This is a genomic window from Alienimonas californiensis (assembly GCF_007743815.1).
Lineage (GTDB): Bacteria > Planctomycetota > Planctomycetia > Planctomycetales > Planctomycetaceae > Alienimonas > Alienimonas californiensis.
In genome coordinates this window covers 4,822,886-4,845,674 of the sequence record NZ_CP036265.1, presented here as the reverse complement: position 1 = coordinate 4,845,674, position 22,789 = coordinate 4,822,886, and the positions used below count along the sequence as shown (strand labels likewise).

Annotated in this window: 18 protein-coding genes; 12 read left to right on the top strand and 6 right to left on the bottom strand. The window is 71.3% G+C overall.

Going from position 1 to position 22,789, the window contains the following annotated elements:
- Positions 1 to 41: 41 nt before the first annotated feature.
- Positions 42 to 1,307 carry a glycosyltransferase gene (locus tag CA12_RS19210; RefSeq protein ID WP_145360740.1) on the bottom strand — a complete coding sequence of 422 codons (1,266 nt, stop codon included), beginning with the start codon at positions 1,305 to 1,307 and terminating at the stop codon, positions 42 to 44.
- Between the two features lie 181 nt (positions 1,308 to 1,488).
- Positions 1,489 to 3,378 (bottom strand): arylsulfatase, encoded by a 1,890-nt coding sequence (locus tag CA12_RS19205; RefSeq protein ID WP_145360738.1) that lies wholly within the window; start codon positions 3,376 to 3,378, stop codon positions 1,489 to 1,491.
- A gap of 161 nt (positions 3,379 to 3,539) precedes the next feature.
- Here CA12_RS19205 and CA12_RS19200 point away from each other — a divergent pair, with 161 nt between their 5' ends.
- Positions 3,540 to 5,393, top strand: coding sequence for a phospho-sugar mutase (locus tag CA12_RS19200; protein ID WP_145360736.1), 1,854 nt, complete (start codon positions 3,540 to 3,542; stop codon positions 5,391 to 5,393).
- Between the two features lie 132 nt (positions 5,394 to 5,525).
- Complete coding sequence (locus tag CA12_RS19195; protein WP_145360734.1) at positions 5,526 to 6,455, top strand: UbiA family prenyltransferase; 930 nt, start codon at positions 5,526 to 5,528, stop codon at positions 6,453 to 6,455.
- A gap of 54 nt (positions 6,456 to 6,509) precedes the next feature.
- On the opposite strand, the gene tatC is transcribed toward CA12_RS19195, so the two are convergent.
- From tatC to CA12_RS22270, 3 genes are all read right to left on the bottom strand, one after another.
- The gene (gene tatC, locus CA12_RS19190; RefSeq protein ID WP_145360732.1) at positions 6,510 to 7,592 is read right to left on the bottom strand and encodes a twin-arginine translocase subunit TatC; all 1,083 of its coding nucleotides are present in this window, start codon (positions 7,590 to 7,592) and stop codon (positions 6,510 to 6,512) included.
- Between the two features lie 40 nt (positions 7,593 to 7,632).
- Positions 7,633 to 9,378: a hypothetical protein gene (locus CA12_RS19185; RefSeq protein ID WP_145360730.1), complete on the bottom strand. Its 1,746-nt coding sequence runs from the start codon at positions 9,376 to 9,378 to the stop codon at positions 7,633 to 7,635.
- Between the two features lie 161 nt (positions 9,379 to 9,539).
- Positions 9,540 to 10,202, bottom strand: coding sequence for an RsmD family RNA methyltransferase (locus CA12_RS22270; protein WP_165700868.1), 663 nt, complete (start codon positions 10,200 to 10,202; stop codon positions 9,540 to 9,542).
- 78 nt (positions 10,203 to 10,280) lie between these two features.
- Here CA12_RS22270 and CA12_RS22265 point away from each other — a divergent pair, with 78 nt between their 5' ends.
- From CA12_RS22265 to CA12_RS19155, 5 genes are all read left to right on the top strand, one after another.
- Positions 10,281 to 11,498 (top strand): hypothetical protein, encoded by a 1,218-nt coding sequence (locus tag CA12_RS22265; RefSeq protein ID WP_165700867.1) that lies wholly within the window; start codon positions 10,281 to 10,283, stop codon positions 11,496 to 11,498.
- Between the two features lie 72 nt (positions 11,499 to 11,570).
- Complete coding sequence (locus CA12_RS19170; RefSeq protein WP_145360724.1) at positions 11,571 to 12,773, top strand: hypothetical protein; 1,203 nt, start codon at positions 11,571 to 11,573, stop codon at positions 12,771 to 12,773.
- 57 nt (positions 12,774 to 12,830) lie between these two features.
- On the top strand, positions 12,831 to 13,670 hold the full coding sequence (locus CA12_RS19165; RefSeq protein ID WP_242688034.1) for a class I SAM-dependent methyltransferase: 840 nt from the start codon (positions 12,831 to 12,833) through the stop codon (positions 13,668 to 13,670).
- Positions 13,667 to 14,023, top strand: coding sequence for a hypothetical protein (locus CA12_RS19160; protein WP_145360722.1), 357 nt, complete (start codon positions 13,667 to 13,669; stop codon positions 14,021 to 14,023). Before CA12_RS19165 ends, CA12_RS19160 begins: the two co-directional genes overlap by 4 nt.
- An 88-nt stretch (positions 14,024 to 14,111) precedes the next feature.
- Positions 14,112 to 14,471 (top strand): hypothetical protein, encoded by a 360-nt coding sequence (locus tag CA12_RS19155; protein ID WP_145360720.1) that lies wholly within the window; start codon positions 14,112 to 14,114, stop codon positions 14,469 to 14,471.
- A gap of 16 nt (positions 14,472 to 14,487) precedes the next feature.
- Here the strand turns inward: CA12_RS19155 and CA12_RS19150 are convergent, their stop codons facing one another.
- Positions 14,488 to 15,072 carry a Uma2 family endonuclease gene (locus tag CA12_RS19150; RefSeq protein WP_145360718.1) on the bottom strand — a complete coding sequence of 195 codons (585 nt, stop codon included), beginning with the start codon at positions 15,070 to 15,072 and terminating at the stop codon, positions 14,488 to 14,490.
- A gap of 145 nt (positions 15,073 to 15,217) precedes the next feature.
- Here CA12_RS19150 and CA12_RS19145 point away from each other — a divergent pair, with 145 nt between their 5' ends.
- The 5 genes from CA12_RS19145 to CA12_RS22260 are packed head-to-tail and all read left to right on the top strand — an operon-like array spanning position 15,218 to position 22,764.
- On the top strand, positions 15,218 to 16,708 hold the full coding sequence (locus CA12_RS19145; protein ID WP_145360716.1) for a hypothetical protein: 1,491 nt from the start codon (positions 15,218 to 15,220) through the stop codon (positions 16,706 to 16,708).
- A 50-nt stretch (positions 16,709 to 16,758) separates the two neighbouring features.
- Entirely contained in the window at positions 16,759 to 17,790 is a 1,032-nt protein-coding gene (locus tag CA12_RS19140) for an AAA family ATPase (protein ID WP_242688033.1), read from the top strand.
- A complete protein-coding gene (locus CA12_RS19135; protein ID WP_145360714.1) occupies positions 17,787 to 20,099 on the top strand; it encodes a hypothetical protein in 2,313 nt (770 codons plus the stop codon). The genes CA12_RS19140 and CA12_RS19135 overlap by 4 nt, the downstream gene beginning before the upstream one ends.
- Complete coding sequence (locus CA12_RS19130) at positions 20,096 to 21,109, top strand: ABC transporter ATP-binding protein (protein ID WP_145360712.1); 1,014 nt, start codon at positions 20,096 to 20,098, stop codon at positions 21,107 to 21,109. The genes CA12_RS19135 and CA12_RS19130 overlap by 4 nt, the downstream gene beginning before the upstream one ends.
- Positions 21,106 to 22,764 (top strand): ABC transporter permease, encoded by a 1,659-nt coding sequence (locus CA12_RS22260; protein ID WP_165700866.1) that lies wholly within the window; start codon positions 21,106 to 21,108, stop codon positions 22,762 to 22,764. The genes CA12_RS19130 and CA12_RS22260 overlap by 4 nt, the downstream gene beginning before the upstream one ends.
- The last annotated feature ends 25 nt before the right edge of the window (positions 22,765 to 22,789 follow it).

Here is a 22,789-nt window from a genome sequence, read left to right as displayed (position 1 = left end):
CGTCTTGAACCGCACGCTCGCAGGCGGCGAGCGAACGGGGATTACTCGGCCGCCGCCAACGCGGTGTGGCCGTCCCGATAGCGGAAGGTCCCGCGATCGGCGGCCCGGCTGAGCGCCGGCCGACGGGTCGGCCGATCGAGCGCCGGCGCCTTCGGCGTTCTCATCGCCTCGACGGCCGGCTCGGGGAGGAAGGCGTACTGCCCGCGGGAACCGGGCGGGTTCACCAGCGGCTCGTAGACGTCCAGGTGACGCTCGGCGATGCGGCTCCAGCCGCCGGTTTCGCGGATGTACCGGCGGGCGCTGCGGCGCAGGTCCTCGGCGAGGTCCGGTTCCGTCAGCACGCGAGTGATCGCGGAGCCGTATTCCTCCGGATGATCGCAGACCAATCCGCCGCCGGTGCGTTCCAGGACGTCGCGGAAGGCCCGCAGCCCGCTGGACACCACCGGGGCGCCGAAGGCGAGGCACTGGCTAAGCATCCCGCTCTGGGCGCCGGCGCGGTACGGCAGCACGACGCAGTCCGCGGCGCTCAGCAGGGCGTCGAGGGTGTACTGGGGGAACTGGCCGCGGAAGTACCGCACGCGATCGGCGAAGGGCATCTCATCCAGCGCCGAGTACAGCTCCGCCTGCACGTCCTTGGCTTCGATCCCGCGGATCTTGCCGGCCATCACCAGCACGGCGTCGTCGCAGTTCTCGGCGACTTCCGGGAAGAACCGGAGAGCCTCGTCGAAGCCCTTCGATTTGCGGAAGTAGCCGCACATCAGCACGACCTTCTTTCCCTCCAGGCCCAGCCGCCGCTTGGCGTCCGGCACCGGGTCCGCCTCGCGGATGCCGTGCTCGATCACGTGCACCTTCTCCGGGCGACCGAACTCCCGAACCAGCGTCTCCTTCTGGTAGCTCTCATGGACGATCACCGCGGAGGAGTCCTCGACGATGTGCCGCAGGACCATCCGCTGGGCGTCTGTGATCGTCTCGTAAACCGTGTGCAACGTGACGACCGCGGGCACCTCCGCCAATCGGAGGCGGAGGAGCAGGTCGACCACCTCGGCCCCGTGCTGGGAGCCGAACAGGCCGTACTCGTGCTGAATATGCACCACGTCCGGCGTCATCCGCGTCGCGGTGCCGAACACGTTCTCACTGAACCGTTGGCCGGGGTGCCACAGCGGAAAGACGCCCTCGCCGGCGCCGCCGGCCTGACAGATGACGAACGATTCGTGCTGCGACGGGTTGAACGACTCCCGAAGGTACTGGGTGTACGTGGCGATCCCGCATTCCGCCGGCGGGTAGGTCGAAACGAAGCCGATACGCATAGGGAAGGGACTTCCGAACCCGCCGTGTTTTGTGGGACCGAGCCCGAGTCGTTCGGAACCCGGCAATCACGGCCGACCCCGGCGGCGGGTCGCGTGTTCGGCCGTTCACACACTCTATCCGGCCCCGCAGGACGCGAACCCGGGGGCTTTCCCTGTCGCGCGGTCAGGGCGGGCGGATCGCTCAGCGACGAATCGGCCGAACGCGGACCGCTTTGATTTCGGGAAAGCTCTCGCCGGCCTTCTTTTTGCCGAACAGTCGCAGTGTTCCCTCCCCCGGACCGATCGTGAGGCTGCCGAGCCGCACCTCTCTCCATGGCCGCTCGTAGGCCTCCGGGCGGGGGAAGCGATCCGGCGAGGGGTACGGCTGCGCGAGGTGCGGCTGGTTGAGGTCGTACTCGACCCGGCCAATGCGGGCCTGATGCTTCGCGTCCGGCCGGTCCGCGAGCTCGAAGTCGATTGCGATCTCGGCGCCCGCTTGATCGGGGGTCGCGGCGTATAGCAGACCGATCTCGTAATCGGCGTATTGCTCGAACCGCACCGGCCAGGACGCGCTCGCGTCGACGTCGGTCCAACCGGTGATCCAGTCGTTCGCCCACCCGTTCGGCCCGGTGTACCGGATGCCCTCGCCCTTGCCGGGATGAAGCTCGGCTTCGTGGGCCGGCAGTTCCACGCCCCTCTCATCGTCGGTGCTGATGATCGTCGGCACGGGGTCGAACCCGTCGGCGGTCACCTCCTCCCACTTGGCCGCGAACGCCGCGCCCAGTTCGTCGCGAACTTCGGGGAACTGCCCGCCGACGTCGGTGGTCTCGCCGGGATCGGCAAGCATATCGAACAGTTGCCAATCCTTACCCTCCCGCACGCAGCGCCAGCGGTCGGTGCGGACGGCGCCCTGCCGACCGTTCGGCGTGCCCCGCCAGTCTTTGAAGGTGAACAGCCGCCGATCCGGCCAGGCGGCGTCCATCCCCTTCATCAACAGGGGTTTGAGGCTCACCCCGTCCAGCGGGCGGTCGGCGGGCGGTTCGACGCCGATCAGGTCGCAGAGCGTGGGCAGCAGATCGACGTGGGCCGCGTTCCGCTCCACGACCGTGCCCGGCTCGATTCGGTCCGGCCAGCGGACGAACAGCGGCACCCGCACGCCGCCCTCGTGGACGGAGCCTTTCCGGCCGCGGAGGTCGCCGTTGTAGCGGTTGCCGTTCGGGCCGTTGTCCGTGAGGAACAGCACGATCGTGTTCTCCGCCATCCCCCACTGATCCAGCGCCGACAGCAGACGGCCGACGTTGCGGTCGATGTTTTCCACCATCGCGTAGGCGGCAGCGTCCTCGACGCTGACGCCGCGGTCCACGTATTTCGCGAACAGTTCCTCCGGCGCCTGCGGCGGCCAGTGCGGGGTGTTGTAGGGGACGTAGCAGAACCACGGGTCGCCGCTCGGCTCGCCGGACTTCGCGTCTTCCCCTGTTCCGGAGCGCTCTGAGATGAACCGGATTGCGGCGTCGGTGAAGATGTCCGCGATATAGCCCTCGACCCGCCGCGGGCCGTCGGGATTTGCAGGCTCGACGCGGGTCGCGGCGAACTTCGGCGGGTGCGGCAGGAGGGGGTCGAAGTAGTTGTTCCAGTGCCCGGCGGTGAAGCCGGCGAACTCCTCGAAGCCCTGCCCGAGCGGGTCGACGCCGGGGTGGGCGCCGTTGTGCCACTTCCCGAAACAGCCGGTGCGATAGCCGACGTCCTTCAGCAGTTCGGCGATCGTGACCTCCCCCGACCGCATCGTTTCGTGGCCGCGGGTCACGCCGTGGACGCCGCACCGCAGGCTGTAGCGGCCGGTCAGCATCGCCGCCCGCGTCGGGGCGCAGACCGGGCTGACGAAGAACCGCTCGAACCGGGCGCCCTCCGCGGCGAGGCGGTCCAGATTCGGCGTGTCGAGCTGTTCGTTGCCGTGGGAGTGGATGTCTCCCCAGCCCTGATCGTCCGTGAGGATCAGCAGGACGTTCGGCCGGTTCGCCGGGATCGAGCGAAAGTCCTCCGCCGCCGCCGGACCGGCGGCGAGCAGCAGGGCGAGGGCGAGCGAACGGATCATCGGCGGGGTCCTGCGGGGCGAGCCGGGGCATCGTAAGGAACGCGGGGCCGGCGCCGCATGCGTCGGCGGACCGGCGCCGGTTTGCGGCGCGGAGGCGGGACGCCTGTGGGGGACAGTCGTTACACTCCCCGCCGCGCCAGCCCGCCCTGAAGGTTCGATCCGTGCCAGACGCCGCACCGCCCCCCCCCGCCCCGCCCGAAGTCGCCGCCGCCGTGGAGCGCGGGGACCTGTCCGCCGGCGCCTCGGAGAACATCGCCCGGGCCCTCGCCGACGCCCACCGCTCCGGCAGTCACGCGGCGATCCGCGAGTTGATCGACGCCGGCGACTGGGCGGAGCTGGACGCTCTCTACTTCGAGGTGATTCCCTTCGGCACCGGCGGGCGCCGCGGCCGGATGAGCGACCACGGCACGGCGACGATGAACCCCCGCACGGTCGCCGAAAGCGCCGACGGGCTGGCCCGCTACCTCGCCGATCAGTTCCCGGAAAAGGCGGCCAAGCGGGGGGGGCTGTCGGCCGTCGTCGCTCACGACACCCGTCATCGCAGTGAAGAGTTCGCCCGGCTGACCGCCACCACGCTGGCGGCTCGGGGCGTGCGGACCTTCGTGTTCCGTGGCTTCCGCAGCACGCCGGAGCTGTCGTTCGCCGTCCGTCACCTCGGCTGCGACGCCGGCGTGATGCTCACCGCCAGCCACAATCCGCCCTCGGACAACGGCTTCAAGGCTTACTGGAACACCGGCGGGCAGGTCCTCCCCCCGCACGACCGCGGCATCATCGACGCGGTCTACGCCAGCGCCGCGGTCCCGACGATCGGCTTCGACGAAGCCGTGGACGACGGCCTGATCGAGGTGATCGGCGAGGAGATCGATTCCGCCTACATCTCCGCCGTCGCCGACCTCAGTCTCTCCAGCAATCGGGACGTCGCGGCCGTCTACACGTCCCTGCACGGAGTGGGCGAAACGAACGTCTTTAACGTCCTCGACCGGGCCGGCTTCCGCGGGGTGGAACTGCTCGACTCCCAGCGGGACCCGGACGGCGGCTTCCCCACCGTCGACGCCAACTTCCCGAACCCGGAACGGCTGGAGGTCTACGAACCGGCGATCGCCCGGGCGAAGGAGATCGACGCCGACCTCGTCCTCGCCACCGACCCGGACAGCGACCGCCTCGGCGTGTGCGCGAAGGGGACCGGCGGGGAGTTCCGCCACCTCAGCGGGAACCGCGTCGGGGCGCTGATCTGCGATCACGTACTGCGGAAACGCTCTCAGCAGGGCACGCTGCCGGCGAACGGCTACGTGGTCGAAACGCTGGTGACCACCCGGCTGATCGGTCGGATCGCCCAGGCCCAGAAGGTGCGGGTCATCGACGACCTGTTGGTCGGCTTCAAATACATCGGGCAGACGATGGATCAGGAGGGGCCGGACGCCTTCCTGTTCGGGGCGGAGGAATCGCTGGGCTACCTCGCCGGGCAGTACGCCCGGGATAAGGACGCGGCCGTCGCGGCCCTGTACGTGATGGAACTCGCCGCCAGCCTGAAGTCCGGCGGCAAAACGCTGCACGATCGGCTGGACGAGTTGTTCGTCGCCCACGGCTATCACACCGAGGGCCAGTTCAGCGAGAAGCTGCCCGGCAGCGGGGGCAAGGAGATCACCGCCAAGTTGATGAAGGCCTTCCGCAGCGCTCCGCCCACGGCGTTGGGTGGCGTCGAACTGGCGAAGGTCCTCGACTATGCCGACCACGAAGTGCGCTCCCTGCCTGGCAACGAACGCATCGATGCCCTGCCGGAGCCGGACGGGAACCTGCTGATCTTCCAGAGCGACGCCGGCTCCGGCACGGCGGTGCGGGTCGCTGTGCGGCCCAGCGGCACGGAGCCGAAGATCAAATTTTACACCTTCGCCACCGCCCCGGTCTCCGACGCCGGCGCCCTGCCGAACGTGAAAGCCGCCACGGACGCGACCCTCGCCAAGGTGCAGGGCGACCTGTCGGCCTGGGTCGCGGCGCAGCTGGACGAGCTGTCGTAGGGTCCGCTCCGCGGACCGCCGCGGCCGGGGCGACTCGTCGGTTCGGCTGGACGATCCCCGGCCGACGCGATCCCCTGCACCATCCCGCCGAGTCACTCTGAACGGTCCGCACAGCGGACCCTACGCAATCCCGTGACGAAAACGGACCCGAAAGCGCCCTCCAACCTGCGGCCCTGGTTGCGGCTGGTCCGCCTGCCGGCTCTGTTTACCGCCCCGGCGGACGTGCTGGCCGGCTTCGCCATCATGCACGGCGGCTGGACGCCCTGGCAGCCGTTGGTCGCGCTAGTCGGCGCCGGCGTCTGCCTGTACGGCGGCGGGATGGTGTTGAACGACTGGTTCGACCGGAACCGCGACGCCGCAGAACGCTCCGACCGCCCCCTGCCCTCCGGCGAGGTCAGCCCGAAGGCCGCGGCGCTACTGGGCTTCGGCCTGCTGGCGGTCGGGGTGGCGCTGGGGTTCCTCGGCGGGGCCCTCGCCGGGAACGCGCTCCGTAGCGGACTGGTCGCCCTCGCCGTCGCGGCGCTGGTAATCCTCTACGACGGACCGCTGAAACGCACCCTGCTGGCCTGCCCGACGATGGGCGCCTGCCGGGCGACGAACCTGCTGCTTGGGGCCAGCGCCCTGCCCTTCCTGCATCACGGCGGCGTGTGGACGGTCGCCCTGGGAATGGGCTGCTACGTCGGCGGGGTGACCCTGTACGCCCGCCGCGAAGCGAGCGTCAGCGACACGCACCTGCTCTCCGCCGGCCTCGCGGCCGTCTCTCTGGGCTTCGCCACGCTGGCTTACGCCTATTACACGCAGAAATGGGTCACCGCCTCCCCGCTCCTGCCAATCGCGGTGCTGGCGACCGTGGCGATCTCCGTGATCCGCCGGATGGCGGCCGGGCTGTCGGATCCCCGGCCGGAGGTCGTCGGCCCGGCGGTGGGAGTGGCGGTGATGAGCATCATCACTCTCGGCGGCGTGCACGTGATGGCCGCGACCGCCGACGCGGCGCTGACGCTGGCGACCGTGCTCCTGCTCGTCCCCGCGGTCCTGCTGAAACGGGTGGCCTCGGTCACCTGAATCCCTTCCCCCGCCCAAGCCGGACGCGTGAGTCCGAATCGGGCTGGGAACGGATCACGCCTCGAGTTTCGCCGGTTCCTCGGCCTCTTCGCCGAAGGGGCTCTCGACGCCGCCGGGGGTGGGAAAGTGCTCGCACATCCAGATACCCACGAAGTACAGCCCCACCAGCGGGATCATCATCGCCAGCATCGACCCCGGGTCCGACGGCGTCAGGACCACGCTCAGCCCGGCGATGACGAGGATCGCCATGCGAATGTTCGTTCGGTAAAACTGGGCCTCGACGATGCCCAGCCGGTTCAGGGCGAGCATCACCAGCGGGAGTTGGAAGCTCAGGCCGAACATCGCCGGCAGCATCAGGGCGAAGCTGAACCACTTGTTGGCGTCGATCAGCGGGACGGTCTCCACCAGATCGTTGAAGCTCAGCAGGAACGGGAGCACGAACTGGAACACGACCGTGAAGCAGAACGCCGCCCCGGAGAAGAACAGTCCCAGGCTGATCGGCAGGTACAGGTAGACGTACTTTCGCTCGTGCGGGTACAGCCCCGCCCCGACGAACATCCACATCTCCCAGAAGATCAGCGGGCTGGCGAAGGTGAAGGCGGTGACCAGGATCGCCTTGATGTAGATCATGAACGGCCCCATCAGCTCGTTGGAGACGAGGCCGTTGGAGAGGTTCGAGCGGCCGCTGAGGACCGCCTCCTGCTGGGGGGTGAGTTCCACGAACAGGGAGACCGTCTCGTCGTCCGGCCCCTGGAGCAGCTTCCGCAACGCCCCGCGGGTCATCCGGATGACGAGGCCGTCGCTGGCCGCCGGGACTTCTTCGATCGGCTCTTCGCCGGTCGCCTGCTCGACCGTCTTCTCGGCGACGTCGCCGGAGAAGGCGTTCATGAGGTTGTCCCAGAACCCGCCGCCGACGATCTCGTCGCCGGTGGCGAGCTTCTCCTCACCGGGGACGTACTCCTGCAGGGCCGCATTGATGGGGGCGGTGGCGAGGTCCAGCACGTCCTCGGCGAGGTACGCCGCCGGAATGCAGGCGACCAGCAGGTAGATCACGCACCGGAACAGGTGCCCCCGCAGCGCTTCGAGGTGCTCCCCGAAGGACATCGTGCTGTCGGCGAAAAGGTCCGGGACGGCCATGGAGTTCGAGTGCCGAGGGCTTCGGGCGATGAGGGACGGCTTAGGCGGACGGGGCGATCAGGCCGCCGCCCCCGACGATCATGAGGACGACCCCCACGAAAATGATGACGTTCGCGCCGACGGCGAGGAAGAAGCCGTTCTTGGCCCGGCTCCAATTCATCACGACGAAGGCGAGTTGTCCCGGCGGGCCGAGGAACAGATAGATCAGGCCCCACATCGTGCTCTCCTTGAACGCGGCGGCGAGCAGCATGAATCCGGAGATCAGCCCGGGGATCAGCCCCGCGACGAACAGGCCGCTGCCGATGCTGGCGACGGCGTTCGTGTTGTCGTTCATCATGGAGTAGGCGAACCCGCCGACCACCCCGAGCAGCGCACACACACCCAGGACCGCCAGGATCTGCTTCGGGCCGAACTCCTCCTTCTCCTCGTCCATCAGATCGCCCAGTTCGTCCTTCCGCTTCATCTTGGGGACGTACTTCCTCTCCCTGGCGAGCGTGATCAGCCCCAGGCTGGGCCGGAACATCTTCGCCAGCAGTCCCGCGGGGCGTGAGGCGTAGACCGCCCCGAAGCCGAACAGGAACGACAGCGGGATCAGGGCCACGCCGGGGATCAGGAAGGCGTTCCAGTTGACCGTCGTCAGTTTGGCTTCGTCGACCTTCACGTCGTCCCGTTTGGCCTCTGCGGCTTCCGCCGCGGCGGCCCGGTAGACCACGTTGTTCGCCTCCATCGTGTCCAGGGCCTCGACGACGCCCGGGCCGGCGAGCGCCGCGGCCCCGCCGAGCAGGCCCAGGAACGGCAGAAACGCGGCGAACGTCAGCGCGGCCCAGAACAGCACCGGGCCGGGGTTCTTCGCCGTGCCGGAGGCCACCGTGAAGAAGTTCCAACCCGGCCCCGAGACCGGCATCGCCATGTGCCCCAGTCCCGCGGGCCAGAACAGAAACGCCGCCAGCGCGTGCAGGCCCAGGGCGCCCAGGAAGATCATCGGGCCGGTGTCCATGACCATCCACCCCGCGAAGGCGATCAGGTCCAGCACCGTCATCGGCCAGACGACGACCGCCGCCCAGACCGCGATCCGCGGGGCCTTGGAGACGCAGTCCAGCATGTCGAACCGGAAGCGCTTGAACTTCTGCTTGTTCTCGAAGGTCAAAGAGGTGACCGCCTCCTGCAGGACCCACAGGCACCCCGGGATAAACAGCGTGCCCACCACCGCCGGGAGGCCCCAGAACAGCTTCGGCGGGGTGAAGGCGCAGTACCGCACGATCACCCAGCAGACGCACGCCACCAGGGAGGACACCAGGGTGAGGATTCCCAGCCGTACGACGACGTCCGCGTTCTTTTTGAGGAACGCCCAGGCGTCGCCCGGCGCCGTCGAGTAGTAGACCCGGGGATCTTCCCCGCGGGATTTGAATTTCTGCTTACGCTTCGCCGTGGCGCCCTTCCCGCCGGTCAGGAGGTCGGCTCCGCACTTGGGACACTCCGAGAGTTCGGCGCCCTCCTCCGGATGCTCGATCACCGTGCCGCAGCGGGGGCAGACCTCCGTCTCCCGGTCTTCGACCCGCGATAGATCCAGCCCGGCGATGAACTCGCCGCTCTGCGGCGGCCCGGCGGCGACCGGTTCCCGGCGGCGGGTCTTCTTCCGCTGGGCGGCGGGGGCCGCCACGGCGCCTTCCTCGGCCGGTACCGGCACGCGACCGCCGCAACTCGGGCACTTCAACGCCTTGCCGCGGGCCTTGTCCGGGGCCTTCAACTTCTTGGCGCACTCCGGGCAGACGACCGGGACCGGCATGACGGCAGGCGGGAACGACGGGGAACGGAACCGGGGAAACCTCCGCCCCCGCACGTGGGGCGGACGCGGCACCCTACCATTGTCCGCAGCCCCCCGCCCGCGTCGAGTCGCCGGGGAGAATCAGGCTCTGCGGGAACGACCCGCACGACCGGAGCGGCCGGTCACTCCTCCTCGCCCGCCGCCCCGTCGGATTCGTCGTCCGCCTCGGCGTCGTCGCCAACCGCGTCGGCGTCGAACGGCGCCCGGTCGCACATCAGGAACTTCATCCCGCCCACCCGCAGTTCGCGGTATTGCGTCCACTCCGGCGGGGGCACGATGTCGAGTTCCGTCGGCACCCGCAGGATCATCTCCGCGTTCGCCGCGCATAGTTCCGGCTTGGCGACGCGCTGCAGGCTCTTGTACAGCGGCCGGCCCTCCACGATGCCGGAGGCCATCTTGTACGGCGGGTCGAAGAACAGCAGGTCGTACGGCAGCAGATCGAGCGTGTGCTCCGGAGCCGGGCGGGGGCGGAAGCTGGTCCGCAGGATGTCCACCCGCCAGGTCACACTGACGTCCGTCACGCCCAGCCGCTCCACGTTCTGTTTCAGCAGGCCGTGGGTCCGCTTGTCCGCCTCGAGGAACACGCACCCCGCCGCCCCGCGGGAGAGGGCTTCCAGCCCGATCGTGCCGGTTCCGGCGAAGGCATCCAGCACGCGGCGGCCGGACAAGTCGCCGCCGAGGTTCTCGAACAGCTGTTCCTTGGCCCGGTCGGTGATCGGACGGGTCTGCTCCCCCGCGGGCGGGAGCAGGCTCCGCCGTTTGAACTTCCCGGCAACGATTCGCATGAGTGGTCGGGGGGCGAACGCGGCGGGACGGACGAGCCGGCATTCTAACGCCGGACGCCGACGGTACGATCCCGCACGATGGGAGCCGCCACGATTCGAACCGCCGCCGACTTCGACTGGGACCACGACGTCGCCCCGGACGGGACGCCGCTTGCCGCCCGTTTGATCGATGCGCCGCAGTGGATGCCGGGACTCGCCCCCCGGTCTGACGAGGAGAACCTCGCTCCGCTGGTCAGGCGACTGGCGGCCCTCTGCGACCGTCGCGGCGTGCCCGCATTCGCCCCCTCCGCGAGGGAGAACGGAATCACGGAGCCGCTGCGCCAACTCGCGGACGCCGCCCCGCACGGTCCGTTCGCCCAGCTCCTTGCCGCCCTGCCTCCGGATCGGACGCGGCGGCTGAACTTCCCCCAGTGGACGGTGGACGACGCTCCGGGGTTCCTTTCCGATCCCGCCGCGGTCGGCCTGCTGCGAACGGGCTGGGAGCGGACCGCGGACGCGGTCGCGTTGGCGTGGCCGGACGGGCAGATGTCGATCGAGCTGCGGGCGAAGGGCCGCCGACTGTTCAGCGGCGATTGGGGAGTGACCGTGTCGATCGCGGGCGAGACGCTGGACCTCTCGGCCGGGTGGTCCTGCGTCTGCCATCACGCCGACGACGACGGGGGGTTCTTTGAGTTGCAGTGGTCGGGGACCTGCGGCGCCGGGCCGGTGCGGGTCGAACGGCAGGCGTTCCTCTCCCGGGAGGGCGGGTTCGCGACGCTGTCGGACGCCGTCCGGCTGACCGGACCCGATGCGGCCCCCGACGCAACCGTCGAGCACGCGATGACGCTGCCGGTCGCCGCGGGGCTCTCGGCGGGCGTGGCGCCGGAAACTCGCGAGGCCCGCTTGTTCGGCGGCCGGAAGAACTGGCAACGCGGCCGCCTGTTCCCCCTCGCCGTCCCGCAGTACCCCGGCGACCTGGAGCCCGGTTCAATCGAGACGACGGACGCAACGCTAACGGTGCGGCACCGTTCGCTCGGCGGGCTGGTCTCTCCGGTGGCGATCGACTGGAATCGTTGGCGGGAGGAGGCCCCGGCCGAGTGGCGGACGCTGACCGTCACCGAGAACCGCCGCCGCCTCGGCGCCGCCCACGCCGGCGCCCACCGGCTGCGGATCGGCCGGAAACACCACCTTTTCCTCTATCGCCGCACCGACGACTCGCCCGCCCCCCGGGCGGCGCTGGGGCATCACCACTCGTGGGAAACGCTGATCGCTCGGTTCTCCCGCAAGGGGGAGGTCTCCCCGCTGCTGCGAGTCTGACGCTGGGTGTCTGAGGAATCGCTGCGGCGGGCGACCCGGCGGGAGAGCGGCGTTCCGGATAAGATCGGAGCCATGTCAGATCACGCCGCCCTGTTCGCCGCCCTCGCCGACGCTCCGCCCGACCGGGTTCTGGACGAGTTGGTGGAGCGGCTCCGCGCCGCCGACGAGCCGGACCTGCTGTTCGACGCCCTGCTGTTGAAGGCCAAGCGGGACCTCGGCGCCCCGGGCGTGCGTCCCTCGACGTTCGACGGCGTGCCGGAGGAGCAGGCCGAGGCCTTCGAGAAGGCTTACCTCGCCGCCGCCCGCGAAGCCGCCCGCCGCCACGCGGACGCCGGCCGGCTGGACCGGGCCTTTGACTACGCCCGTACCATCGGCGAGCCGCCGTTGCTCCGGCCGTATCTGGAAGACGTCGACCCGCAATCCTTCGTCGGCCCGGACGCGGACGAGGAGCGGTTCGAACTGCTGGCCAGCATCGCTTTGGAGGAGGGCGTGCACCCGGAACTCGGGGCCCGGCTGATGCTGGCCGCCCGGGGGACGTGCAACACCGTGACGGCGGTGGACTCGCTGTGGCCGCGGTTCAAGCCGGAGGAACGCACCGCCGTCGCCGCGGTGCTGGCCGACCATCTGCACGGCGAACTGCTGGCGAACGTCGCCGCGGAGATCGCCGCCCATCCCTCCGGCGGCAAGCTGCCGGAGAACCCGACCTCCCTCCGCCCCCTGCTGGCCGGCCGGCCGTGGCTGATGGCGGACACCGCCTACCACACGGACGTCTCCCACCTGCAGGCGGTCGTCCGCAACGGCCGCGAACTGCCGCCGGAGCACCCGTCCTTCGAAAAGATCGTCGAACTGGCGGAGTACGGCGCGAAACTCGATCCGACGCTGCAATACCCCGGCCGCGCGCCGTTCACGGAGTTCTACCCGTCGCACCTCCGCTACCTCGCCGCGATCAGCGGCCGGGGTCGCGAGGAGGCGTTCCGGTACTTCGAGGGCCGCATCGACGCCGCGGACGACCACGACCGCCCGGCCGCGGCGATCGAACTGGTCCACCTGCTGAAGCGCTGCGGCGAAGTCGACCGGGCAGTCGCCTTGGCTCGCAAAGAGTTGAGGGACCGGGAGGACGCCCTGTTCAGCTTCGCCGACCTCTGCCGGGACGTGGACCGCCTGGACGCCCTCGCCGACGCCGCCAAAGAGGCCGACGACCCGGTCCGCTACGCCGCGGCGCTCTTCGTGAAGGCGGAGGACGGAAGGCGGAAGGCGGAAGGCGACGGGGCCTGATCCCGGCCGCGTCCCCCAGTTCCTTCCGCCATCCCCCCTCTGCCCTCCGCCTTCGTCGTGCACCTGCCCCGCAACGCCGCCGCGTGGGATCGGCTGGCCCGGGAGGGCAGTGGGTTCGCCCGCGTCGCCACGGACGAGCAGATTGCCGATCCGCGGGGGACGCTGGACTCCCGCGGCTGGCTGCCGGCGGAGTTGGAGGGGAAACGCGCGCTCTGCCTCGGCGCCGGCGGCGGCTGGCAGAGCGTGCTGTACGCGGCCCTCGGCTGCCGGACGACGGTGGTGGACCTGTCCGAGGCGATGCTGGACCTCGACCGCCGCGAAGCCGCCCGCCGGGGGTTCGCCTCCCTCATCACGCCGGTGCGGGCGGACATGAGCGCCCTGCCCGCGGACCTGCCGGGGGCGCCGTTCGACGTCGTGCACCAACCCGTCAGCGCCTGCTATGTGCCGGACCTGTCCGCCGTCTACGCCGGCGTGGCCCGCCTGCTGAAGCCCGGCGGGCTCTACATCGTCCAGCACAAACAGCCGGCGAGCCTGCAGTGCTTCGGCCCCCTGCCTGACGGCGGCTACCGCCTCGGCGCCGAATACCACCGCGGCGAGGGCCCGACCGGGGGAACCGGGAACCGTCGTCTGCCGGACCCGGACCCGCACACCGCCGCCGCCGGCCTGCGGGAGGCCGGTTGCGCCGAGTATCTGCACACCTGGCGCCAACTGATCGGCGACCTGTGCGCCGCCGGCTTCGTGATCGAAGACCTGACCGAACCCCACCACGCCGACCCAAACGCCCCCGCCGGCAGCGCCGGCCACCGGGCAAGGTTCCTGCCGCCCTACGTGCGGATCAAAGCCCGGCGGGTGGAACAGTCAGCCGCCGCATCGCCTGCGGCGATCCTGATGCCGTGAGTCGCCGCTACGATCACGAACCGGGGATGACGCCGCGGGAACTCGGCTCGTTCTGGGGCGTCTACGCGGGGTGCTGCCCGGTTTGGCTCGCCCCGTTACTGCCCGCGGCCTGGGAGGGGCGGGTCGATCCCGCCGACGGATTGGCGGCGCTGGCGGTCGCGGGAATCTGGTCGTTGCTCTGGGCTCTGTGCGTGTCGGCACCGCTCTGCTGGACCGTCAATCGATGGATGCTGCGGACAGGACGCGATGACAGCCGTGGGGGCGGCATTGCGTTCGCGGTCGGGCTGCTCTCCGGCGTGGTCACCGCAGCCGTGCCCACCCTTTTCGTGGTCTACATGAGCGTGATTAACTGATTGCTCTCGCGTAGGCGAGCGGTGGGCGTCAGCCCTCCGTGTCCGTGTTGGTGCGGTTCATCCGGGAACTCATGGGCTCCTCGCGGAGATGACGCCTTCCGAGCCCGACCCGCCCCGCAATCGACCGGCCCTCTGGGGCGGTTTCGCCGGCAGCTTGGCGGCGACGCCGTGCGGGGCGGCGCTGGCTTCTTTGACGGCGTCCCGCGATTACGTCCTGACGGACGCGCCCGGGTTGGCGCCCTTCCTGGATCTCGGCGGGTGGGTCTGTTTGACGTTGAGCAATCTGCTGACTGTGGCTCCCTTCGGCCTCCTGCCGGGCTGGCTCGTCGGCCGGTGGCGGGCGGAGAAACGGAGTGCCGTCGCGGTCGCTGCGGCGAGCGGGTTTCTCTGCACCGGCGGCGGCACCTTTCTGCTCTGGCGGTTCTTCCTGTTCGCCGCCAGCCAGTGACAGTGGTTCCGCCCGTCTACGCGGGGCGTCGGACACCGCGGGTCCACCACTCCGGCTCGGCGAACAGTTCCTCCACCGTCGGGCCGAACGCCGGGAGCAGGTCGGTGGTGAGGCGGTCCGAACCGCCCAGCGTCCGCGGGGCGGCGTGCGGGAGGACGACGTTCACGGTCGTCTCCAACAGGTCCGCGATCCAGACCGCGGCGACGCCGGCAGCGTGGTACTCCTCGATCCGGCGGCCCACCTCCCGGCGGCGGTCCGGGGTGCCGGGGACCTCGACGACGAGGGCCGGCACGGCGTTGGCGATCTCCCGGTCCATCTGCTCGAACACGCCGCGGGCGAACAGGCTGGCGGCGGGGAACCGCACGGTGTCCGGGTCGGCGGCGGTTTGCAGGCCGGTTTCGAACACCGCCCCGACTCCGAACTGCTGGGTCACGGCCCCCTGCCCGACGGCGGCGGCGAACGCCTTCGACAGGTTCAGCACGAAGGTGCCGTGCAGGGGCTCCGGCGGGGCGAAGGCGACTGGCTCCCCGGCGATCAACTCGGTCCAGCGGCCGCCGTCCGGCAGGTCGGCACGTGTCGCGGCGAAGGTGGCGGCGTCCATCAGGCGACCGGCGGGGGGAGACGAGCGGGGGGGAGACGAGCGGGGGAGCGAACCGCGTCATCGTCCGCCCGCGACCGGCCCGAGGCAACGCCCCTTCGCGGCCCGCCCCGTGGCAGGCCGCCCCCCGCCCGCCTACCGTGACTGCGTGTTCCCCCCGTCCCCAACCGCTGACGCCCGACCCGGTGCGGCGGCGCTGACGGCCGCGGACCTCGACCGCCGCCTCGCCGCCCATCGGCGGGGCGTGGCGGTCGTCCGGTTCCTCCGTCACCTCGCGGCCCCGCTGGCCGCCGCCCTGCTGATTGCCGGGGGGATCGCATTGGCCCTGCGGCTGCGGGGCGACGAACCGACGCCCGCCCTGTGGGCGCTGGCCCTCGGCACGTCGATGACCGGCCTAATTGCTCTGCAGAGAACCCGCCGCGACCTTCCCTCCCACCGGGACGCCGCCGCCGCGGTCGACACCGCCCTGCGGTCGGGCGGTTTGCTAATGACCCTTACCGACCGCCCCGCCGCGGAGCGTTCCCCGGCCTGGCTCGCCCGGTTGGAACCGCGTCGCGACCGCTGGCGGGACGCCCGTCCGCCGCTGCCGCTGGGTCGCCTGGCGAAGACGCTGGCCGTCCCGGCCGCCTTTGCCCTGCTGGCTTGGGCGGCGCCGGTGGAATCGATGACCGGGCAGGAGACGGCGGTCGATCGCACCGTCGCCGGCGACCGGCTGACTGGGGAACTGGCCCAAACGCTGGCGGCCCTCGCCGACGCCGGCGCCGCCGATCCGGCGGCGCTGGCCCGGGCGGGAGAGGATTTGCGGCGACTGACCGCGGAGATCGGCGAGGAGGGGCCGACCGGATCGCAGCTGGAAGCCGCCGACGCCCTGCGTGAGCGGATGCTGGGTGCCGTCGCCGCGGCGGGGGCGACGGACGGGGCGACCGTGGGGCGCCTCGCGGACACGTTGGCGAACGGCGCCGACCTGCTGGCCGGCTCCGGCTTGCTCGAATCCGACGCCGTGAGGGACGCGGCGGCCGCGGCGGGGCTGGACGATCCGGCGAGGCTTCGGGACCTGCTCGCCGCGGCGGGGGAGAACCGAGAGGCGCTCGCCGAGTTGGCTGCCGGCCTGACGGATGAGCAACGGTCCGCCCTCGCCGCCGCGGGGGCCGATCTGCTCGCGGGGGGCGATCCGGCGGGACTCCTCGCCGCCCTGCCGCCCGATGTGGTCGCTCAGGTTCGCGCGGGGGCCGACCGGCCGGGGCCGCGACCCGCCGCTGGCGAGACTCCCCCAACGACTCCCCATTCCCCCGACCGCGGATTGAGTGTGCCCGCACTCTCCCTGCCCCTGCCCGACGGGGCAGCGGACGCCGGACGACTGGCGGCCCGGACGTTCGCTCCGGGGCTCTCCGCCGTCAGTGGTTTGGCCGGCGGGTTGTGGTCTGCCCGTCCTCCCGCCGCCGGGGCGGCGTCCAGCCCGTTCACTCCTTCTCGACCTGTCGAATCCTCGTCTGTCGCGACAGAGACCCCAGCGGAAACCACGGCCGGCCCCGCCCCGCCGTCGCAGCGGCTGACGGCGGGCCGGCCGGTGCCGCCGCGGTTGCGGGGAGTGGTGCGGCGTTACTTTTCCGCGCAGACTCCTCCGCCCGTCGCCGAGTGACGTTCGTCCCTCGCTCCGCCTCCGTTTCCCTTCGCGAGATTCCCCCGCCCGTGTCTGACGCCGCGCCCGCGTCGGCCCTGCTGACGCCCGAGGAGGTGGAGAGCGCCCGCGCCGGGCTGCTCCGCCTCCGCGACGGTCTGGCGGGGGTGATCTTCGGCCAGGAGACCCTGCTGGATCTCGTGACCGTCGGGCTGGTCGCCCGCGGACATCTGCTGTTGGAGGGCCTGCCGGGGCTGGGAAAAACGGAGTTGGTGAAGGCCCTCGCGGCGCTGCTGGGGCTGGAACATCGCCGCGTCCAGTTCACGCCGGACCTGCTGCCGGGCGACATCGTCGGCTCGGCGATCCTGCAGGAGAACGAAGACGGCCGCGGGCGCCGGCTGGAGTTCCGCCCCGGGCCGGTGTTCACGAACCTGCTGCTTGCCGACGAGATCAACCGGGCGACGCCGAAGACGCAGTCCGCCTTGCTCGAAGCGATGCAGGAGCGGCGGGTGACGGCCGCCGGCGAAACGCGGCCGCTGCCCGACCCGTTCTTCGTGCTGGCGACGCAAAATCCGATCGAGCTGGAGGGCACCTATCCGCTGCCGGAGGCCCAGCTCGACCGGTTCCTGTTCAAGATCGACGTCGGCGGCGTCGGGCCGGAGGTGCTGGAACGCATTGTGACGGCCCGCTCCGCCCAGCGTTCCCCGGAGCCGACGCAGGTTCTGGACGCCGGGGAGTTGAACTCGCTGTTCGCCGCGGCGGACCGGGTGCACCTGCCCTCGGCGGTGCTGGCGTATCTCAGCCGCGTGGTGGCGGCGACGCACCCCCGCGACTCGCGGGCGCCGGAGCCGGTGCGGACGCACGCCCGGTTCGGGGCGAGTCCGCGGGCGGCGCTGGGCCTCGCCGCGGCGGCCCGGGCCGCCGCGCTGCTGGCGGGCAAACCGAACGTGGGGTTCGACGAGGTGCGGTCCGTGGCCCCGGCGGTGCTGGGACACCGGATTTTGCCGGATTACGCGGCCCGACTGGACGGTTGGGACGGTCCGAAGCTGGCGGCGGCGGTGTTGGAACAGGTCTCCGAAGTCGACAAAGGTTCGCTGCGATGACCTCCCGTGGGTTCGCCCTCCTGCTGATCGCCGCCTTGACCCTCTGCCGGGCGGCGCCGGCGCCTGCGCAGTCGGGGAGTGAATCCCGATCGAGTTCCGACGACCTGGAATGCGAGTTCGACGACCGCTGGGTCGGCGGGACGCGGGGCGGCTACTGGCCGGTGCGGGTGCGGGTGACGAACCGCGGCGCCGCCCGGGCGATCACGGTCGCGTTTCTGCCGTACGAGTCCCGGCGGGGCGGCGGGCGTGCGATGACCGTCACCCGGACCCTCGCCCTGCCGGCCGGCGCCGCGACCCGGTTCACCCTGCCGGTGCCGCTGACCGCGGCCCGCGGCGACGGGGAGGTGGTGGTCCTCGCGGACCCGCTGCCGGAGGACGGCGCCGTCTCCGCCGATCCCCGCGACCCCGACGACCTGCTGGACGCCGCCGTGCCCGGATTGATCCATGAGGTGCACCCGCCCCGTTCGGACCTCAACGCGATCCATCCCCCGGCGACGCTGGTGATCGCGGGGGCGACGGCCGACGAACGGGCGTTCCGGCGGGTTTCCTGGGCGACGACCGCGGCGATCGAGGCGGACTCCAGCCGTGCCAGGGAGCGGCGCACCTCCGGCGGCGGGCGGGGCGAAAGCCTGACACTCCCCCCGGAGGCTCTGCCGGAGACGTGGCTCGGGTTCACCACGGTCGACGTCATCGTGGCGGACGCCCCGCGACTGGCGGCGCTGTCGGACGGCGCCCGACAGGCGGTGCGGGATTGGGTCGCCGCCGGCGGGACGCTGACGGTGATGGACGCAATGACTAATCCCGCCGACCCGCTTCCGGCGGCGGCGTTAGGGGCGCTGGGGCTGGACGACGACCTGCAAGGCTGGACGGCGACGGCGGCGGACGGCGACGGCACGCGGTCGGAGCCGGAGTTCGACCCCTCGCCGTTTCGCTCCCCGGAGTTTCGGGCGTTTGACGGGGATGTTCGGCCGTTCGACGGGGATGGGCGTCAGTCCCGCCGGCGTTTCGAGCAGGAAGCCGAGGAGAGCGGTCGCGAAGCGTGGAGAAGGCCCGGGCCCCCTGTCGGGCTGGCGCCGCGGCGGTTGAACGTCGCCGGCGGCCGGGTGTACGCCTTCGCGGCGGGCGCGGACGGCGTGAGCGACTGGTACGCCGTCTTTCAAGATCTGGGGCCGGATCGGCTGAACGTGGCGGACCGCTTCGGCGTCGGCGCCCGCGGGCCGAACGCGGAGTTCATCGAGTTTCTGATCCCCGGCGTCCGCGGCGTTCCGGTGGGCACGCTGGTGGCCCTGATCACGCTGTTCGTCGTCGTCATCGGGCCGGTCAACTATCTGGTCCTGCGGCGGCGGCACCAGGTCGGGCGGCTGGCGCTGACGGTGCCCCTGATCGCCGCCGCGACCGCGGGAACCCTGCTGGCCTATTCGACGCTGATGCACGGCTTCGGTGCCAAGGCCCGGCAGTTCGCGGTGACGGTGCATGACGCCGACCAGGACCGGGCGGTGGAGTGGGCCCGCACGGCCGTGTTCGCCTCGCAGTCGCCGGACGGCGGGCTGATCTTCCCCGCCGAAACCGCCGTGCTGCCGCTCGCCCCGCCGGGCCCAAGCGTCGGCGGCGGCCGGGTCGACTGGACCTCGGGACAGGCCTGGTCCGGGGACGCCTTCCGCAGCCGGACCCGCACGCAATTCGTCACCGTCTCCCCCCGTCCGGAACGCGGCCGGCTGACGATCGAGTGGGCGAACGGACGTCCGACGGCGGTGAACGGTTACGAGCGGGACTTCGCCTTGATTGCGCTCTCGGACGAGAAGGGCCGCGTGTACCACGGCGCGGACCTCCCCGCGGGCGGGGCGCTCAGGCTGCGGCCGATCACCGGGGACGACCTGTTCCTCTGGCGGGAAACCCTCGACGAGCGCCTGCCCCAGGCGCCGCCGGGCATGGAGAAGGACCAGGACGATCTGCTGAGCGAATTCCCGATGCTGCACTCCGACCCGGACACGAACGCCAGCTTCAAGGCCTCGTTGGCTTACCGCACCGCGGCCAGCGTTCGCGGTCTGAACGAGCACTCTGAGCCGATCGACGCGTTCGAAGAGGCCCCGCTGGCGCCCGCCGCCCGGGGCACGTTCGTCGCGCTGCTGGCGGAGCCGGCGCTGACGGAGTTCGGCGGCCAGTCGGTCGACGCCCGCGGCGGGACCCACCTGCTGATCGGGCGCCCGGTCTCGGCGGACGGCGAGGCCCCGACGGCGGCTCCCGCGACTGCCGACCGGGCGACCGCCGGCGGGGCGATCGGCGTGCGGCGGCCGGGGGGCGGGCGATGAATACGGCGGTCCTTGGTGCCAATGCGGCCGGCGGTCCCCCGCCCTCGCTGGAGGTGCGTTCGCTGACGCGGCGGTTCGGCAAGCTCAAGGCGGTCGACGAGGTCAGCTTCCTCGCCCGGCCGGGGCAGGTGATCGGCTTCATCGGGCCGAACGGGGCCGGCAAAACGACGACGATGCGGATTCTCGCCACCCTGGACACCCCCACCGAGGGCGACGCCTTCGTCTGCGGGCACAGCGTGATCGACGACGCCGACGCCGTCCGCGACAAGCTCGGCTTCATGCCGGACGGGTTCGGCAAGTACCCGAACATGTCCGTGGTCGAGTACCTCGACTTTTTCGCCCGGGCCTACGGCCTGACCGGCGCCGCCCGGCGGGACGCCGTCGAACGGGTGCTGGTGTTCACGGAACTCCGCCGCATCGCCCACAAGAGCGTGACGGAACTGAGTAAGGGGATGGGCCAGCGACTGGGACTGGGCCGCACGCTGGTGCACGACCCGGAGGTGCTGATTCTCGACGAACCGGCCGCCGGGCTGGACCCGCGGGCGCGGGTCGAACTGCGGGAACTGATCGCCCTGCTGGCCCGCGATCTGAACAAGACGGTGCTGATTTCGTCGCATATCCTCACGGAGTTGGGCGAGATCTGCGACGCGGCGGCGATCATCGAGGCGGGCAAAATCATCGTCTCCGGCACGGTGGACGAGATTCGGGCCGCCCGCCGGACGCGGGCGGCGGAGAAGGCGGCCGGCGGCGTCGGCATGGGGGCGGCGCTGGCCGTGCGGACGCTGGGCGATCCGACGGCGGCGGTGCGGTGGTTGCTCGAACAGCCCGGCGTGACCGACGCCTCGGAGGCCGGCTGGGCCGTCGGCTTCACGTTCGACGGCGAAGACGCCGAACGGGCCGCCCTGCTGCGGAACATGCTCGCCGCGGGCTTCGAGGTGACGGAGTTCGCCGCGGAAACGGAAAGCCTCGAGGACGCTTTCATGGCCCTCACCGAGGGGATCACGCAGTGAGCGCCGCCCCGATTGCCGACTTCGCCGCCCCCACCGCGCACGTCCGCCCCGCGCCCGGCGGGTCCGGGCGGTTGGACGAGGGGCTCGATCGCGGCGGCGATCTACTCAACCCGATCCTCATCAAGGAGGTCCGGCAGAGCTTCAAGTCGAAGCAGTTTCTCGGCTCCTTCTGGGCCCTGCTGGGCATCTGCTGGCTGATCGGCAGTTGCGGGCTGCTGTTCGCCGGCGACGCGGTGGAGTTCGGGGCGGTCGGCGGGGCGTTCTTTACCCTGTTCTACAGCGTGCTGGCCTTCGCGGTGCTGTTGCTGGTGCCCTACGGCGCTTACCGCAGCGTGCTGAACGAACGGCTGGAAAATACCTGGGAGGTGCTCAGCATCACCTCGCTCTCCCCCCGGCAGATCGTGCTGGGCAAAATCGCCTGCGCGGCGATGCAGATGCTCGTCTACTACAGCGCCGTGGCGCCGTTCGTGGCGTTCTGCGCGTTGTTACAGGGGTTCGATCCGAAAACGGCGGCGTTCTTCCTCGCGGCGACGGCCTGGGGGGCGATCGTCGCCAGCAGCTTCGCCGTGATGCTGGCCGCCGTGGTCCGGCAGAAGGTCTGGCAAGGGTTGCTGGCCGGGGCGCTGGGGTCGGCGTTGTTCGGCGGCGTATGGGTCTACGTCGGCAGCGCGTTCAGCGGGGCGCTGGTGCAACCGCTGCCCTTCGGTGAGCCCGCCTTCCAATGGTCGATCGCGGCGCTGCTGGCGGCCAGCGGCAGTTATGTGGTGCTGTTCGTGAACGCCGCGGCGGCGGGGCTGACCTTCGAGGCGGACAATCGCTCCACCGCGGTGCGACTGACTGTGACCGCCCAGTTCTGGCTGCTGATCGCTGCCGCCGCGGGCGTGTACGTCGCCCGGCCGGACCTGCTGCGGGCGCCGGCGCTGTCCGTCATCGCGGGGCTCTCGCTGGCCCACTGGTTGTTCTGGGGGGTGGTGTTCGCGGCGGAGCCGGACGAGTTGAGCCGCCGCGTCCGCCGCGGCATCCCTCGCCCCGCCGTTCTCCGTCTCCTGGCGGCGCCGTGGCTGCCCGGCGGTTCGCGGGGCGTGCTGCTGGTCTGGATTCACCTCGCCGTGCTGACCGGCTTGGCCGCTTGGGTGCGGGTGGCGAAGGCCCCCGTGTTTTCGGGCCGGGTCGGCCGGGCGGGGACGGAGGTGGACGTCTGGTCCGACCTGCCGCGGGCGTTGCTGGCGGGCGATCCGTGGACGCAGATCGTCGCCTGCGGGATCGGCTTCGTGCTGCTGTACGTGGGTTTGTGCGGCGTGGCGATGCGGCTGGGCTCGGCGCTGCTCCGCAACTGCCCGCCGACGGCGGCCCGGCTGGTGGTGGTCATCGTCGGTTCGATGGGCCTCATCCCCCCGACCGCCGCCCGGATGTTCAAGCTCGTCAGTGCGGACGAACCCACAGCCCTGGACGCCCTCACCCCGATGCTGCTGGGGCCGGCGCTGGTGACCCGCGGAGCCACGCCGGGGCATCTGGCGTTGTTGGGCGGGCTCGCGGCGCTGGCGGTCGCGGCCAATCTGCCGTTTGTGGTGGGGCAGCTCCGCGATCTGCTCCGCCCACGGCCGCAGGCGACGGCGGGCGACGCGACGACCCCGCCCGCTGCGCCGCGGGCATGAACCTCAGGACCCCCGACGCGGCGTC

What these genes read in the sequence shown, in the direction of transcription:
- CA12_RS19150 (WP_145360718.1), bottom strand. Translation starts at nt 15,072, where the DNA reads ATGGACGCCGCCACCTTCGCCGCGACACGTGCCGACCTGCCGGACGGC.
- CA12_RS19155 (WP_145360720.1), top strand. Translation starts at nt 14,112, where the DNA reads ATGACGCCTTCCGAGCCCGACCCGCCCCGCAATCGACCGGCCCTCTGG.
- CA12_RS19205 (WP_145360738.1), bottom strand. Translation starts at nt 3,378, where the DNA reads ATGATCCGTTCGCTCGCCCTCGCCCTGCTGCTCGCCGCCGGTCCGGCG.
- CA12_RS19135 (WP_145360714.1), top strand. Translation starts at nt 17,787, where the DNA reads ATGACCTCCCGTGGGTTCGCCCTCCTGCTGATCGCCGCCTTGACCCTC.
- CA12_RS22270 (WP_165700868.1), bottom strand. Translation starts at nt 10,202, where the DNA reads ATGCGAATCGTTGCCGGGAAGTTCAAACGGCGGAGCCTGCTCCCGCCC.
- tatC (WP_145360732.1), bottom strand. Translation starts at nt 7,592, where the DNA reads ATGGCCGTCCCGGACCTTTTCGCCGACAGCACGATGTCCTTCGGGGAG.
- CA12_RS19130 (WP_145360712.1), top strand. Translation starts at nt 20,096, where the DNA reads ATGAATACGGCGGTCCTTGGTGCCAATGCGGCCGGCGGTCCCCCGCCC.
- CA12_RS19185 (WP_145360730.1), bottom strand. Translation starts at nt 9,378, where the DNA reads ATGCCGGTCCCGGTCGTCTGCCCGGAGTGCGCCAAGAAGTTGAAGGCC.
- CA12_RS19210 (WP_145360740.1), bottom strand. Translation starts at nt 1,307, where the DNA reads ATGCGTATCGGCTTCGTTTCGACCTACCCGCCGGCGGAATGCGGGATC.
- CA12_RS19170 (WP_145360724.1), top strand. Translation starts at nt 11,571, where the DNA reads ATGTCAGATCACGCCGCCCTGTTCGCCGCCCTCGCCGACGCTCCGCCC.
- CA12_RS22265 (WP_165700867.1), top strand. Translation starts at nt 10,281, where the DNA reads ATGGGAGCCGCCACGATTCGAACCGCCGCCGACTTCGACTGGGACCAC.